Origin of the sequence: Paenibacillus phoenicis, assembly GCF_034718895.1 — a bacterium.
Taxonomy (GTDB): domain Bacteria; phylum Bacillota; class Bacilli; order Paenibacillales; family Paenibacillaceae; genus Fontibacillus; species Fontibacillus phoenicis.
In genome coordinates this window covers 2,458,106-2,472,369 of the sequence record NZ_JAYERP010000001.1, presented here as the reverse complement: position 1 = coordinate 2,472,369, position 14,264 = coordinate 2,458,106, and the positions used below count along the sequence as shown (strand labels likewise).

The window sequence follows — 14,264 nt, the reverse complement described above, 5'->3', positions numbered from 1 at the left end:
ATCGGTTTGTGCATGCTGCTGGCATGCACTTTTTTATTGTCTTCCTGGCCTTTGATTACTCATGCAGATGTCCCGGACGTTCAATTTAGTAAAGGAAAAATAACGTTCAACATTACCAGTACAACCGCATCATCCGGAATTCGTTTTAAAACCGTCGGTTGGACAGTGCGCCGGGAAAGTTCGCCATCGTGTACGTATGATTCGCAAGGAAAACACTGTGACCCGACCGGCCCGGGATCGGCGAGGGTCGTAGGGTTGGAACAAACGGGACAGTACCCGCCAAACCCTGCGCCCGGCACTCCCGTCACCACGTTCTTCGAAGTGCCTGAGGCGAAGGTGACAAAAGCGTTAACCGATAACGGCCTCGAAGGCATTAAACAGAACGACCAGCTCTATCTCTATGCGATCATGACCGTTACCCGGAACGGAACTCAGATCGGAGGGCCTTACTATACATTAGATGCGATCAAGAAGGCGCAGCCGTGGGCTCATCCCGACGATCTGGACAATTATTTTGGGATTCCCGTAACCTACGACAGTCCGTCCTTTCCGGTTGATATCGTCTGCAAAACCGAAGCGGGGATGGTCATCACGGACCCATCGTGCACGTTCCGGAAGGGCGAGTTTTTAGCTGGAGAAGAGATTGAGCATACGTTCGCCGAAACCTTGGAATCGAACGGGAAATCGTATGAAATCGTCCGATCGTATGTAGTCTCCAAAAATAATCCCGAGAAAAAACAATATGTTCGGGAAATCGGGCAAGACAATCTGCTTGACCGGCACATTAGCGTATTCATTAGCGGAGCTGATATTGTCGCCGAATATAGAGAGTCAACCTCCTTGGTTACCGTAACCTCTCGGATTGAAGCTCCGGCAGAGGTTGCTGGGTCGGTTAACGAAGTCGAGGGGGATTTTATCTTTGAGGCGAAATCGCCGAAGTCCTTAAAGTCATATGAAATCACCAGTATTCAGAATGCGGCGCTAACGCAACCGGCCGATAAATCAGGAACGCTTACCGGTACATCGGCTACCAAAACGCTTCCGATCAAAATCCCGTTTACTTCCGGAAACAGCGTCACGGTAAAGATAACGGTTGTCGTGAAAGATGTGGACGGCAATATGAGCGATTCCACCTCGAACCACACGGTACGCAAACCGGGAAGTGACGGTAGACCGACCCCGGGTGATTCAAAGGAAGCAAGCGTGATGGATCCGGAGGTGTCCGCCGTGATTCAGGCCGATGCGCGCGGAGCCGAAAAATTTGATGTTCTTAAGGGCATACCCACATCGGAGAGTCTGTACGTCAACGCTTTGGCGAAGTCGTATTTGTATCGAAATACGTTCTTGGAAATGATCGGGACAAAATCGTACCCGATTCAAGTGAGTAAGACGTACACGTTGCGGTGGACGGAACAGGTATCCGGTCCCCCGGATGAGAACGGGAATCCGACGACGAGGACGGTATCCCGTTCGGATACCCAAACGGTTACTAAAAATTACACGGTGCAACGTAAATACAGCTTCTGGCTGATTGATCGCCTTGAGGTTTATAGCATTCAAAAAGCCAACTTCACCAACTATGCGCTTCCTTCGGGTGGGGTCACATTGCAACCGGCTGGTTATACACCGCCGTCCGTTTCCGCAGCACACGACGCTTCGTTGAATGCGCATATAACCGATCCCGTTTATTCAAATGTGAGGCTGCCCGGAGAAACCATTTCCGGCGGAAGCAGCCGCCCGTCCGTTCCGAATGAGGATTGGAAGTCGGAAGCGGAGGAGGCCGTCGGAAAAATCAAGGTAAAGAACGATTCACTCGTCTTTAATGGAGGGACCATTATGGACAATCGAGTCGTCGAGGAAAAAGCGCCGACTCCCGGAGCGATTCCGGCTCCGACGACAATCGGGCAGTATGTGCTATACGGATCGGGATATGTGATTGATTCATCGAAAACAAACAAGGCCAACCAGCCAAGTTCGGGCAACATTTCGTACGCCTTAATCAAAGGAATCGGCGGCGGTGAAAACAAGAGCTTTCCGATCAAAGGCATCAACCCGGTGACCGTGCATACGCCGGTGGTGAACTATGCTTCCGTTTCGGATGATCAGGCGCACAACCAAAAAACAAAACCGACGGCAGGGCGTTCCGCGCTTATTTTGGATCGACCGTTTACGGTGACCGTACCGACAAGCGGACAGCACCGGGAGATCAAGGGCTACGGCAATCGGGATTACGCCAAATATACGCGGGACAAGCAGGTATGGTTCCCGTTTGATGTGTATGCTGCGGACCGGAAAACCTTTATACCGAAAGAAACGTGGACATCGATTCCGGTGGCCCAGACCAAGACGACGTTCTATTTACCGGTTTGGGTCGATGAAGGCCAATATGAGGTGCTGTTTCGCACCTTCGCGGAGAACTGCCCTTCCGGATTTACGACGCAGATGAATGCCAATTTGGACCTTTCGCATCATGTGGCTACTCAAGTGGTTCCGGTAGAAGTGATCGGACGGTTGTATGATTTCCGCATAACCGATATCGCTGATTTCCAATGGGAGACCGTATTCCGAAAGCAAAAAGGCAGTGCAACGCCAACCGGGAACGCCTATTGGGTCGGGATGAAGGATATAGATGGTGCGGCTCGCGGCAATAAGCAGCCGTTCACGCTGCCTGTTCGGCAGGGCAGCCATCCGGAGACAGGGAAGAAGAATGTGGCCGTCAAGACGGGATATCATGTAAAGTTCGAAGTCATGACGAAAGGAAATATGTTCGGCTCAGGCGACGGGATTCGAATTACGCCGACGTTCTATTTTGTAGACCGGCAAGGAAAGAAACGTCAAGAAGTAGACTTGTACTATCACTCTGACACAAAAAAATTTGTCCGGGTTGGTTCGAGCGAGGATGTTGAGCGGCGCAATATCACATTGGATACCCGGTTGCGAAATGTAGCCAAGCAGGAGTTGATGGACACAGCCGGCTCATTGTGGGCTTTAAACGGCAGTAGCGGAACGAAACAATCCTTCATCAATCAATATCTGAAAAGCGCTCAAAAGCCAACCTATGTTGGCGGGTACGATATTATGCTGCTGCCTTCACAGCTCCGGACGTTTGTCGGCAACATGAACGTACCATCCGGTGTCAACGCAGCGCGCGCGAATGCTTCGGTACAGCACTGGTTCGGCGAGTACAGTATTCCGGCCGCGGCATATGCCGTACCGAAAGGATTCAATCTGGCTGAGTACGGACGTAAAAACGGGTTGAACGACAAGTCTTCGATTTTCCTGCGGGACGGATATATTATCGTAAATTTCAACCTAGAAACGATTCGTAACAAGGACCTGAACAACCCGCATCTGCAATACATTCATGGCCCACTCAACAACCAGTGGCAAATGGAAGGCTTCCAGCGCAGCTTTACCGATCCGTACGGCGTGACGTTCCAACTGAAGGATGGCGACGCGGTGTTTTATCATGCCAATTTATCATCCTATGACGATTATGGAACGGGTGGTACCCATTAACCGACAAGGAGGTGCTGCGATGCAAAAACAGGAATGGGAGGTCACCATTAAGTGGAAGGATGGGACTCAATCCTGTTATGTCTACGAAGGGAAAAAGGAAGATGCGCGCCGCGATGCGTATCTCAGTTCACCCCAAGGAGATATTCGAAACGTGATTGTAAAGCCGTATCGTCTTGATTAAATCATGATCAGGAAAAACGGTTCAGGTCTATTTCTTATTAGTACAAGGAGGAAACCGATGTTTCGTGAAAAGGGAAGCGTTTGGATGGGACGACGATTTGTCGGAGAGGTGGACGGCTATTATGTGGAGGCACAAGTATTTGACGAGCCGTCCACTTACGGGATTGCATTTGGGCGAATAAGTCGGTTGGACGTGTATCCGGATCGCTCATCCGGATTTCGAAGTAGAATAGCTTGTTACGAGCGAGGCTGGGACGGCGGCCCGCCGCAAGATCGCCGCATACGCCGGGTAGTTGAGAAGACGGTGGAACACTTTGATCGGAAACAAGTGGACTGGGCGGTAGAAGAGAAACGGTATCGGGAAAGTCGGGAGTGAATCTCTAAAAGAGCGACTTGCCAACCGAGGCGCGTCAGAGTTAAGATCGACACCAGCCTAATGATTAGGAAGGAGAGGTTGGTGTGGAAACATTGCCGGGTTGGCTAATGGCGGTATTTCAAAAGCGCATGGATGTTCTGGATCACCGATTCGCGCAGCAGAATCGTCAGACAGATGAATATAAGCGGATTGCGGAACTCCGCGATCAACTTTGTCAGACTTTGCCGAAAGAGCAATTTCAAATTCTGTCCGAGTGGGAAGATTATAAGAACGAACGTGCTTCGGCTGAACGGGAAGCGTGGTACCTTTGCGGTCTTTCCGACGGGCTGGGGATGTTCATAAGCATGGAAGAGCTTCCGCCGTTTAACAGACGGACTTAGCCCGTATATTCTTCACTTATCCCGCCAGCGTTCTGGCGGGTATTTTCATGTAATGAAGAGGAACTGCTTGATTTGTTCCGATTTCAAACGAAAGGTTACCTGAACTTATCCCATCGAAAGCATGGATTGAAACTTATCAAACAACTCAGATGCCTGAATGCGTAATTGGCAAAATTCAAAGAAAACTTCGATCGATTCATAATACGTTTAATCGGAAAGCCCGCCGTTTGGCGGGTTTTTCATTTTTTTTATTTTTTTGGTCGTTTGCGTAATGCGACAAGCAAGCTTCAGCCGTTCCGTACGGCCACGGCCATATGCCATCAAAGTCTCTTTTGAAAAAGCGATTTCCCTTTTATAATGAAAGGAGAGATGGAGTTTTGCGCAGTGCAGAAATCTTAAGGTATTTAGAAAAAGTCAATGAACAACTAAAACAACAGCAGTTACACGGCGAAATTTGCTTGTTTGGCGGAGCGGTGATGTGTCTAGTGCTCCAAAGCCGCGACAGTACCAAGGACGTCGATGCCATTTTCGCACCGACTCGCGAATTTTATGCGATCATCAAAAATGTGGCCGATGAGTATCGCTTGCCGGCCGATTGGTTAAACAATGCGGTAAAGGGATTTGTTTCGAGTCGGCATGATGTCCAGCTTTATCGCAGGCTGAGCCACTTGGACATTTTCGCTGCCTCGCCACAATATATGCTGGCCATGAAGTGCTTGGCTGCGCGAACATATGAAAGCAAGGATGTGGACGATATCCGCTTTCTGTTGCGGTATTTGAACATCCGAACGGCAGAACAGGCGCTTTCGGTAGTCGAACAGTTTTATCCTCAACACCGGGTGTTGCCGAGAACAGCCTATCTGTTGGAAGAACTACTAAATCATTAATCGGAAAAGAGGGATGGACATGACAGTGTGGGACATTGCCCGGGAAGCAGCAGCAGATATCGACCAATTCGCCATTCATTGCGGTAATTTTCTCGATGCTTTTTATCGGGCTACGCCTGAACAAAGAATTCGCATGGTACAGAGGGAACCGGAAGCTTATCCCGGCTTTCCAGACCACATGCTCCCGTTCCTGGCGGCCATGACACATAAGCTTTGCAACGATTATCAAGTGGAATGCCCGGCTTGGGTTCATCGGAAGCAATATACACTGAGTGAGCCGCACTTTTGGCTCAATGCAACCGGTAATCTCCGGCGTATTCTTTTGGAAGAAAGCCCGACCGAATTTAAAACCCGGAATTTGTTTGTAACGGCGAATACGCTGTCCAGAGCATAAGCGGTTTAGGCAAAATATTACTTGCTAGCTTCACTAGTAAGCCAATTACAAGTCATACGGAACAGTTGAGCCGTCCCATCGGGGCGGCTTTTCTATGTCGCGTGCCCAGAGGCACGCATTATCTAGTTGGTGAAAGTCCAACCAAGAGAGGGGCCAAGCCACTCTTGTAGCTAGGATGCTTGCGCATGGCGAAATCTGTGCGTAAAAGCGCATCGACGAAAGTACCGGCCAGAGGCCGGGCGAGCAACAACCCAGGCCGTAACATCAAGTGAATCCTGCCGCGTCGACAAAAAGGCCCTGCGAAGGGAAGAAGAGGAAGCCGAGTCCCGGACATATGGACGAAGGCCAAGGAAACTGTGCAGAACTTGGAACAATAGTGAAGAATCCTCCGGCGTAGAGGGATCGGCATGGGTTGAAAGATAATGCAGTGAACTGGGGAGACCCTCCCCCACACGGGATTTTTTTTTTTTTTTAGAAACCCGTAAAGAGACGCTCTATAAGTCCAGAAGATGAAGTGAACCGTCTGTGGGAAGGGAGTCCGAGGGGCTCATAGTACCGAAGAACCTAAGGACAACATAACCTTAGGGAGGGAAGGGGTCCTACTTTGTTTATGCTTTTGGAGGAGGTACGAGTGAGTGAATGCCAAGCGGCTAACGACACCCAAGGAAAAAGTTCAAGAACTCCAAGAAAAGCTAGGTCATGCGGCCAAGGAGAACCATAAGCGTAAATTCCATGCCTTGTACGACAAAGTCTACCGGTGGGATGTGCTATGCGAAGCCTGGAAACGGGTGAGAGCAAATAAGGGAGCTGCGGGAGTGGATGCCGTGACGCTTGCAGATATTGAAGAACAAGGAGAAACAAGTTTCCTCAAGGAATGCGAGCGAGAACTAAAGGAAGGCCATTACCATCCGCAGCCCGTGCGGCGGCACTACATCCCGAAGAAAGATGGGAAGCCAAGACCACTAGGCATCCCTACCGTGCGCGACCGAGTCCTACAGATGGCAACCAAACTAGTCATTGAACCCATCTTCGAAGCGGATTTTAAAGAAGTCTCCTTCGGATTTCGTCCGAAACGAAGTGCAAAGGGAGCGTTGGAGCGAATCCGGAAAGCCTGCAACCGTAAAGGAAATTGGGTAGTCGACGTCGATATCCAAGGCTACTTCGACAACATGAATCAAGAGAAACTCATGAAGTTGGTACAGATGCGTATCAACGACAGGAGGATCCTGAAGTTAATCCGGAAGTGGCTACAAGCGGGAGTCATGGAGGAAGGAAACGTAAGACGCTCTGATTTAGGGACACCGCAAGGTGGCGTCATTTCACCGCTTCTGGCGAATATCTACCTGAACTACTTTGACCGGCTGTGGGAGAAACACGGAAGCGGGTTGGGAGAACTGACAAGGTATGCAGACGATTTTGTAGTGGTCTGCAAAACCAGAAAGGACGCCGAGCATGCCTATGAACTCATAGGCAGAATAATGGAACGTCTGGAGCTAACCCTACACCCTACGAAAACCCGCATTGTAGGTTTATGGACAGGAGAAGAAGGATTCGACTTCTTAGGGATGCATCACCGAAAAACAAAAGCAGAAACCTCTCAAGGGAAGGTGTACTATACCACACAACAGTGGCTAACGAAGAAGGCAGAGGAACGTATACGAAGCGTGGTCAAAGACAGATTAGCCCCGCCCGGCATGCGTTCGAAATCGTTCGCGGAACAGGTGGAATGGCTTAATCCAAGGATTCAGGGATGGAGAAATTATTACTACACGAACTACAGCCAAAAGAGATTAGCGAAACTGGATTGGTATATTCTGCAGCGATTCACCCGGTGGTACGCGAAGAAGAGACAACGCAGGAATTGGAAGAGTTCAATATCTGAGGTGAAGTATATTGCCCAAATACATGGACTACAAACGCTATTGTAATCTGCATGCCCATGAATGACGAACATCGGAAAGCCGTATGAGGGAAAACCTCACGTACGGTTTGATGAGGAGGGGCTGGCGAGCCAGCCCTTTACTCTAGCAAAATCGAGGTGGCAGGTGTGGATAGAATTAAGTTTACTTGTTCGAAATGCGGAAAAACGATCCAAATTGACCCTGAGATTTTTGTTCGCATATACCAAGGTCACGATCATTGTTTGTCTTGCCGTACAAATAAATTAAGAACGGGAAGTAAACGTTGGGGTGAGGTGCAGAATGAATCAACAATATGAATGTTTATTGGAAACCAAAGGATATCGTCTTAAAATTTCAATCTATTCGGATGGTGTATTCTCGGCAGAACAGATGGCGCGGCAACGGGCGGTGCGGCTTCTCAAAGAGAATTACGGGATATGTAGAAACGAAGAGGCTTTTAAGGTCGTGGATGTACAAAAAAAGAGTTCTCCAATTTAAAAGAAATAGTGGGGTGAGCCGGATGAGCAGTAACGTCGTTCCCATGTTGCAAAGTAAAAGTCCGTTTGCCAAGCCGAAACGACGCCGAAATGCGATAACGGAGATGAAATTCGAAAAAGGGACAGAAACCACATTGTCGTGGGATGAGGCGGTTGAACTTTTCATCGCGGCTAAGCGTACGGAAACGGAAGCGGAGCGGACAGTGGAATTTGAACAGGAAAACTTGGACAGCTATCGCAAAATCATGGTAGAGCAAGGAATCGAACCACAGGTGGAGGGATTGACGGTTGATTTCCTTCGAAACCATTTCGTGGCGTATATGGTGGATGTGAAAAATTATGCGTTGAATACGATTAACAATCGAATCAAGACGATCAAGCGATTTTTTGCTTATTTACACCAGGAAGGGTGGATTCAGCAAAACCCGGCCGACTTGTTAAAAGTCCGAAGCGGACAAAAGCCGATCATCTATTCATTTACGGAAGAACAAGTCGTTACTTTACTGGCACAACCGGATCTGACGATGTTTACCGGATACCGGGATTATTGCATGCTCTATCTGATGTTGGACACGGGCCTCCGCTTAGGCGAAGTGGTTAGATTAGATCTCATTCAAATCGATCTCAAACAAAGCTATTTGATCGGTGTATTGGGCAAAAGCAAACGGCCGCGTGACGTCCCGTTTTGCGATGAAGTGCGCAAAGTATTGCTGAAATATTTGAAAATACGCGGGGAACTGCCGGAGCCTGCTTTATTTGTTACGGTAGACGGCACTCGCTTAAGCGGGAGAACTTTCCAGGAAACGCTGAAAAAATATGGGGAGCAGGCAAAAATCCAAGGGGTCAGAGTCAGTCCTCATACATTGCGTCATTCCTTTGCCAAAATGTATATCCTCAATGGCGGCGATCCTTACAGCTTGCAAGAAATCCTCGGCCACACCACACAGGACATGGTCAAAGTATATGTGAACCTGTGGAAGCCGGAAAAGAAGCTGCAGCATATGAAAGCATCTCCGATGCGGAATTTGGGACGGAGGAAATAAAATACGCGTATGGGGGTAAAGGGACTTGAGGTATCGTTTTTCGGGTCTATATTTTTCATTCACAACTTGGATTGGCGGATGGCAAGGTGGATGTGCTGGAGCTGCCGGTGGACGAAGTCTGAAAGACAACGAAAATCTAAAATGTTAAAGTATGAAGGAGAAGGAGTTGAACTCTCCTTCATACTAAATTTCAATACTCCTCGGGAATTGCTTTTTCAAATTTAAGTCTAAAGCGTATTTCTAATTCTTGGATACCTAAGCGTATAGTACTTCTAAAGTTTTTGTAAATTTGTGAGTAGTTGCTGTCCACCCAATCTCCTTGATCATTTTTATAGATAATGTGAGGCCGTTTTTTTGCGTTAAGTTCATCTGAAAATGTGTTGCAAGCATCGGTCATACTTCTCAAAATAGTCTTAGTTGCGTCTGAGAATGCACGGTCACCGAGTAAAACAACGATAAAATTTTTAATTTCTATCGTTGAGGTAGCGCAATGTTCCGGCATTTCCATTTCAATAGGATTTGTAAGAAGTCTCTTTGCCTCCAGAAAATAAAATAACTTTTCAATTCCCTGTCGTTCACTTTCAGTGATTTCCCACGATAAACCTCCAAATGGGGCACTGATTCCTGTAATTTTGATACCCAAAATTGCATCCCTCCAATAAGCAAACCAATATTTACCATTATGGTATCATCGAACACCCTAACAATTCAATAACAGGTTGAATAGTAGCAGTAATACGTAGACCGCAAGTTTTATTACGTTTTGGACACGACTCGGTTTAATCCAATAAATAGGCCCCGAGTACTATTTATGTTGTCGAGTTAGGCAGGGGAAATGGAAAAAATGTAGAAATATATCATAAGGCAAGTATTTGATTTGAAGAGGGAAAATATGAAAAGATGTCGAATGTACATCAAAGTACTTAGAAAGTAAATCAATCGGCTCATTTTTATAGAATAGGTAGGTGATAGCTGTGGCAATGCTTAGTCCAAGCGAGCCGGAAAAACAATTGATTATTGATAAAATTCATAAAATGAATCCTACACCTGAACAGATTGAGAGAGTTTGTCGTGTCGTACTTGAAGAGCATCCCAATGATGTTTATCCGCAGCGATCAACTACGTTTCAAGCTCTAAGTGCAATAGTAGATCGATCCGTACAAAAAGGGGTTACTTCAAAGTTAATTGAGGAGTTCGAGGTATCGATCCACCAAAATGGAAATAAAAGCTCAGGGATCCGACCAATCGATACAGATCTAGCCAATCAATTCGGTAAGGTGTTTACTTCGTTACTGCAAGCGCTTGAGCAGATGGATGATGCTGAATTGGAACAATATACTGCGGATATTGACAGTGCAGATATGACTGAGTTCAAAGACAAGCTTGAAAACAAAGCAAAGTTTTCTAAGGATAGGCAAGAACATGCGATGAGAAGTCGAACAGAGATTTCAGTGCTTCAACGCTTGGCAAAAAAATTAGGATATCGCAAATATAATAATCTTAAAAAAAAGGTCATGTTTTTATATTTTCGCATTTGCGATAATTACCCAGTGAGTCAGTATACAGCAGATTTTAGATTTGAGCGTTTACTTGAACATTTATATGCGCAACTGCCGCCTCAAATTCGGGAATACTACGATGAATGCCTTGAGCAGATAACGGGAGTTATTTTCGACACAACATACGATTGTTACATTTTTAATGAATGAAGGTGAAAGATTATTTTTAAGCGAAATATTGAGCAAGAGTTGGCTACATATGATATTGAAGAGAGTAGTTCAGTCAATGGATTGATATTAATTATAATACTAAATTACATGCCGAAATGCTCCATGAACCAATTGGCTTGCGCACTATACCTTGTACGCTTCTCTAAGGTACTCTCCAAGTTTTTAAGCAAGGAAGAAGAAGTTGATTTTCTAAATAAAGTCCCCGAATGGGAGCTTGGAAATTTAGATGCTATGCTGGTACCGTATATTAACCAAAAATACGATATACGTTTTATTAGGGGTATAAAAGAATTGTTTGCAAAAGGTCTTATTCAAATTGAAAATGAATTTGTTCAACTAATTTCCAAGAAAGAAATCTCATCAGGCAGCGAAACCATTATGCGGATTCAACACAAAGCTGATTATGCGAGTCGCTTGGTGATGGGAATGAACATTGAATTACTTAATAAGCAAATATCACGAATAGTAGGAGAAGAACAATGGGGAACTTTCTCTTCATCAACCGTGTCGCAATAAATCCGCCCAGAGGAAAAACAGATGTCACATTCAGGGCGGGATTAAATGTGATTCGTGCAACTTTAATGGAAGAAACCTCTAGAGAAGGACAAGATAGCCAACCGGGAATACGAAATAGTGTTGGAAAAACAACTTTTTGTCATTTGCTAAATTATGGATTGGGGAAAAGCAGCTTTTTAAATCGAGATAAAGCGTTTGGAAAAAAAACACTCGAATCACATGATTTATTGATGGAATTTAGAATTAAAGATGAAAAATATACCGTTCAACGAAATCTTGTTAAAGGTGATATTTGTATTTTGTATAAAGATTGGCGCATAAGTGATTTACTAAATGGAATACAGCTCACAGGCGAAAGATATCCAATTGAAAATTATAGAAATTTTTTGGAGGAAACAATTTTTTCTAAAGCAAACATTTTTGAAGGGGAAAGATTTATAACGTTTCGTGACATTATGCAGATTTTATTCAGGGATCAAGTTGGTGGTTTTGAAACTATAGATAAAGCGGGGAATTATTATACTAAAGCTGATGAAAAACGTAAACTGCAACAATTTCTTTCTGGATTAACTACCTCTGAAACCTTAGATGCAAACAAACAAGTAAGTGATGCTGAGGCAGCAGAAAAAGAAGCTAAGAAGGCTTTTGATATCATAAAAAAGTATGTACATCATAAGGTTAATCAAGCTGAAGAATTGATTAGATCGGAAGCAGCAACAATATTAGAGCAGATCAAAGAAAAAAATGATGAAATAGCTGGCCTCAAACAACAATTAGTCCTACTTCAACAAAGAGATGATGAACGAATCACGCAAAAGCAAGAGTTTCTTCAGCAGAAATTAAATCTTTCTAAAGAAGAAAACATAATAAAAATGAGAATTAACAGTTTTCAGGCCACGCTTAATGAAGTTCAAACGGAAAAAGAAAATTTAGAAACGGCTCATCATGCACACCAACTATTAGATCCTTATGAGTATGAGAAATGCCCTGTTTGTTTGGTAACTATTACAAATGACTCGTCCTTTAAATGTCCCCGAAGCGCAGAGGATCAAGAGGATTCTAATAAGGCTTTGGAGACTATGCAAATTATTTTGTCCAACGAAAGACAAGATTTGGTTCAATCTATTAATGAGTTAAATCATATATTAGAAGAGCTTCAACTTAGGATGTCTGAAATTGACAGCAAAATAGATGAATTGAATTTGGAAATTTCAGAAGATGCAAGTGAAATACTTTCGAAAATCGACCTAATTGAAAAGGAACAAAAAGAACTTAATGAGAAACTAACTGGATTAAGACAAGACTTAGAGTATTTTCGAGATCATGAAGAATACAAAAGGAAACATGGTTTAGCAAAGGATCAACTTGCGATTGCAAAATCAAACAGAAACCGAGTTCAACAACAAATGGAAGATAATATTGATAATTTGAAGAAGTACTTTCATGAAGTTGTTTCCTATTTATATTTTGAGAACCGAATTGGTTCATTTCAACTAAGTGAGAGGGCGAAAAATTTCGAAGTTGAAATTAGATATCTTAATTTGGGTGAGGGCAAAGATACAGGCGCGGCAGCAATTACTTTGGCAGTGATTGCTTATGACCTGGCATTATTAAAATTGGCACTAAAGGTTGATACACCCCATCCCAGATTACTTGTTCATGACTCTCCTAACATAAATGACATTGATCCAGCTGTTTATAACAGGATTTTTACTTATGTGAAAGATACCTTAGAAAAATCATTCACTGATGAAGGTTTGGAACCTGAATTCCAATATATCATTACAACTATCTTGATGCCAGAAGAACTAGCAACTGATCCTTACATTAGATTGGAGCTCAATAATAATGGAGACGAGGGAAAACTCTTTGAATTCACATTTTGAAAACAATCTGGTGAATCAACAACGCTTAATAGATTTCTTGAAACGATCATTCTCTGAAGAAGAAATTTATGCATTGGGGCGCTTGTTAAATTTAGAAAAAGAAGATTATGTTGGTAGGGGGATGACCAAGCAACAGTTATGTAGTGCTTTTGTTGAAATGCTCACTCAACGATCGTTATTCAATAGATTATTTGTATATCTTGAGTCACCTTCATATATTCGCCCAAGGATGTATCAAGAATTTGGTGACTTAGGAATAAAAGAACCTTTGTCTGATCATGGTTTAGAGCAGGCATTACAGGAATTTTATGGAAAAGTTGAAGAAGCCAAACAAAATAAATCTTTTTCGGATTGGCTTGATAATTGGAAGAAATCAATGGTCCTAGTTTTGGGGAAAGACAATACACCAGAAGCATGGGCAAAATTGGTCGCAATTTGTAATGAACTAAAACAACTAGGATATTCACCTTATTTAATTAAAGATCAGCCCGACATCGGTCATCTTACAAATGAGGAAAAAATGTTAGCGTATGCTGCCGCATCAAGATTTATTGTTATTGAAAAATCAGAGCCATCTGGACATATTGATGAAGCCCATATTTGTGCTATAAATCGCTTTGTTGGGATTTGGATTAGAGAAGAGGGAAAGGGAGACACCTGGATGCAAGGCGATTACGAGGTAAGCTTCCTTAATATCAAGAGTTTTACATATGCTACAGGAAATATAAAAAAGGCAATCAGCGATGGTGTTGATTGGGCAGAACAATACTTAGAAGAGAAAGAAAAACAATTAAATGGGTTGTATCCTTTTAGAAGGTAGGACTTCGACTCTGGTTTACATTGAGATGAAATAATAAGTAGTTACAGTATTTTCAAAAGAACAGTTTGGGTATTCCTCAAAATTGTCTTGAAAAGTAGCAAAGGGCCGCCTAATGCAGCCCTTTGTTTATTTTCT

At 44.3% G+C, this 14,264-nt stretch carries 13 protein-coding genes; 12 read left to right on the top strand and 1 reads right to left on the bottom strand.

Annotated elements, in window-relative coordinates; genetic code table 11:
- Window positions 1-255 precede the first annotated feature (255 nt).
- From U9M73_RS11555 to U9M73_RS11520, 8 genes are all read left to right on the top strand, one after another.
- Window positions 256-3,519, top strand: a complete 3,264-nt coding sequence (locus U9M73_RS11555) for a DUF5704 domain-containing protein (RefSeq protein ID WP_127575953.1) — start codon at window positions 256-258, stop codon at window positions 3,517-3,519.
- Between the two features lie 19 nt (window positions 3,520-3,538).
- Window positions 3,539-3,700 (top strand): hypothetical protein, encoded by a 162-nt coding sequence (locus U9M73_RS11550; protein ID WP_164744144.1) that lies wholly within the window; start codon window positions 3,539-3,541, stop codon window positions 3,698-3,700.
- Between the two features lie 57 nt (window positions 3,701-3,757).
- Window positions 3,758-4,075, top strand: coding sequence for a DUF7678 domain-containing protein (locus tag U9M73_RS11545; protein ID WP_009226914.1), 318 nt, complete (start codon window positions 3,758-3,760; stop codon window positions 4,073-4,075).
- 83 nt (window positions 4,076-4,158) lie between these two features.
- Window positions 4,159-4,455, top strand: a complete 297-nt coding sequence (locus U9M73_RS11540; RefSeq protein WP_323077374.1) for a hypothetical protein — start codon at window positions 4,159-4,161, stop codon at window positions 4,453-4,455.
- 377 nt (window positions 4,456-4,832) lie between these two features.
- Window positions 4,833-5,342, top strand: a complete 510-nt coding sequence (locus U9M73_RS11535) for a DUF6036 family nucleotidyltransferase (RefSeq protein ID WP_127575951.1) — start codon at window positions 4,833-4,835, stop codon at window positions 5,340-5,342.
- 19 nt (window positions 5,343-5,361) lie between these two features.
- Window positions 5,362-5,736, top strand: coding sequence for a hypothetical protein (locus tag U9M73_RS11530; protein WP_255315338.1), 375 nt, complete (start codon window positions 5,362-5,364; stop codon window positions 5,734-5,736).
- 635 nt (window positions 5,737-6,371) lie between these two features.
- Complete coding sequence (gene ltrA, locus U9M73_RS11525) at window positions 6,372-7,664, top strand: group II intron reverse transcriptase/maturase (protein WP_127575949.1); 1,293 nt, start codon at window positions 6,372-6,374, stop codon at window positions 7,662-7,664.
- A gap of 493 nt (window positions 7,665-8,157) precedes the next feature.
- Entirely contained in the window at window positions 8,158-9,177 is a 1,020-nt protein-coding gene (locus tag U9M73_RS11520; protein WP_323077372.1) for a tyrosine-type recombinase/integrase, read from the top strand.
- A 190-nt stretch (window positions 9,178-9,367) separates the two neighbouring features.
- Here U9M73_RS11520 and U9M73_RS11515 read toward each other — a convergent pair whose 3' ends face one another.
- Complete coding sequence (locus U9M73_RS11515) at window positions 9,368-9,820, bottom strand: DUF6650 family protein (RefSeq protein WP_127575946.1); 453 nt, start codon at window positions 9,818-9,820, stop codon at window positions 9,368-9,370.
- A 331-nt stretch (window positions 9,821-10,151) separates the two neighbouring features.
- On the opposite strand from U9M73_RS11515, the gene U9M73_RS11510 reads away from it, so the two are divergent.
- The 4 genes from U9M73_RS11510 to U9M73_RS11495 all read left to right on the top strand — a co-directional run bounded on the left by U9M73_RS11510 (window position 10,152) and on the right by U9M73_RS11495 (window position 14,129).
- Window positions 10,152-10,886 carry a hypothetical protein gene (locus U9M73_RS11510; RefSeq protein WP_127575945.1) on the top strand — a complete coding sequence of 245 codons (735 nt, stop codon included), beginning with the start codon at window positions 10,152-10,154 and terminating at the stop codon, window positions 10,884-10,886.
- Window positions 10,887-11,009: 123 nt separating this feature from the next.
- Window positions 11,010-11,423 carry a hypothetical protein gene (locus U9M73_RS11505; protein WP_127575944.1) on the top strand — a complete coding sequence of 138 codons (414 nt, stop codon included), beginning with the start codon at window positions 11,010-11,012 and terminating at the stop codon, window positions 11,421-11,423.
- Window positions 11,387-13,309 (top strand): DUF2326 domain-containing protein, encoded by a 1,923-nt coding sequence (locus U9M73_RS11500; protein WP_127575943.1) that lies wholly within the window; start codon window positions 11,387-11,389, stop codon window positions 13,307-13,309. Before U9M73_RS11505 ends, U9M73_RS11500 begins: the two co-directional genes overlap by 37 nt.
- The gene (locus U9M73_RS11495; RefSeq protein WP_127575942.1) at window positions 13,293-14,129 is read left to right on the top strand and encodes a hypothetical protein; all 837 of its coding nucleotides are present in this window, start codon (window positions 13,293-13,295) and stop codon (window positions 14,127-14,129) included. Before U9M73_RS11500 ends, U9M73_RS11495 begins: the two co-directional genes overlap by 17 nt.
- Window positions 14,130-14,264 lie beyond the last annotated feature (135 nt).

Coding starts and splice junctions, on each gene's coding strand:
- U9M73_RS11550 (WP_164744144.1), top strand. CDS start 3,539: ATGCAAAAACAGGAATGGGAGGTCACCATTAAGTGGAAGGATGGGACT.
- U9M73_RS11545 (WP_009226914.1), top strand. CDS start 3,758: ATGTTTCGTGAAAAGGGAAGCGTTTGGATGGGACGACGATTTGTCGGA.
- U9M73_RS11530 (WP_255315338.1), top strand. CDS start 5,362: ATGACAGTGTGGGACATTGCCCGGGAAGCAGCAGCAGATATCGACCAA.
- U9M73_RS11520 (WP_323077372.1), top strand. CDS start 8,158: ATGAGCAGTAACGTCGTTCCCATGTTGCAAAGTAAAAGTCCGTTTGCC.
- U9M73_RS11505 (WP_127575944.1), top strand. CDS start 11,010: ATGAACCAATTGGCTTGCGCACTATACCTTGTACGCTTCTCTAAGGTA.
- U9M73_RS11500 (WP_127575943.1), top strand. CDS start 11,387: ATGGGGAACTTTCTCTTCATCAACCGTGTCGCAATAAATCCGCCCAGA.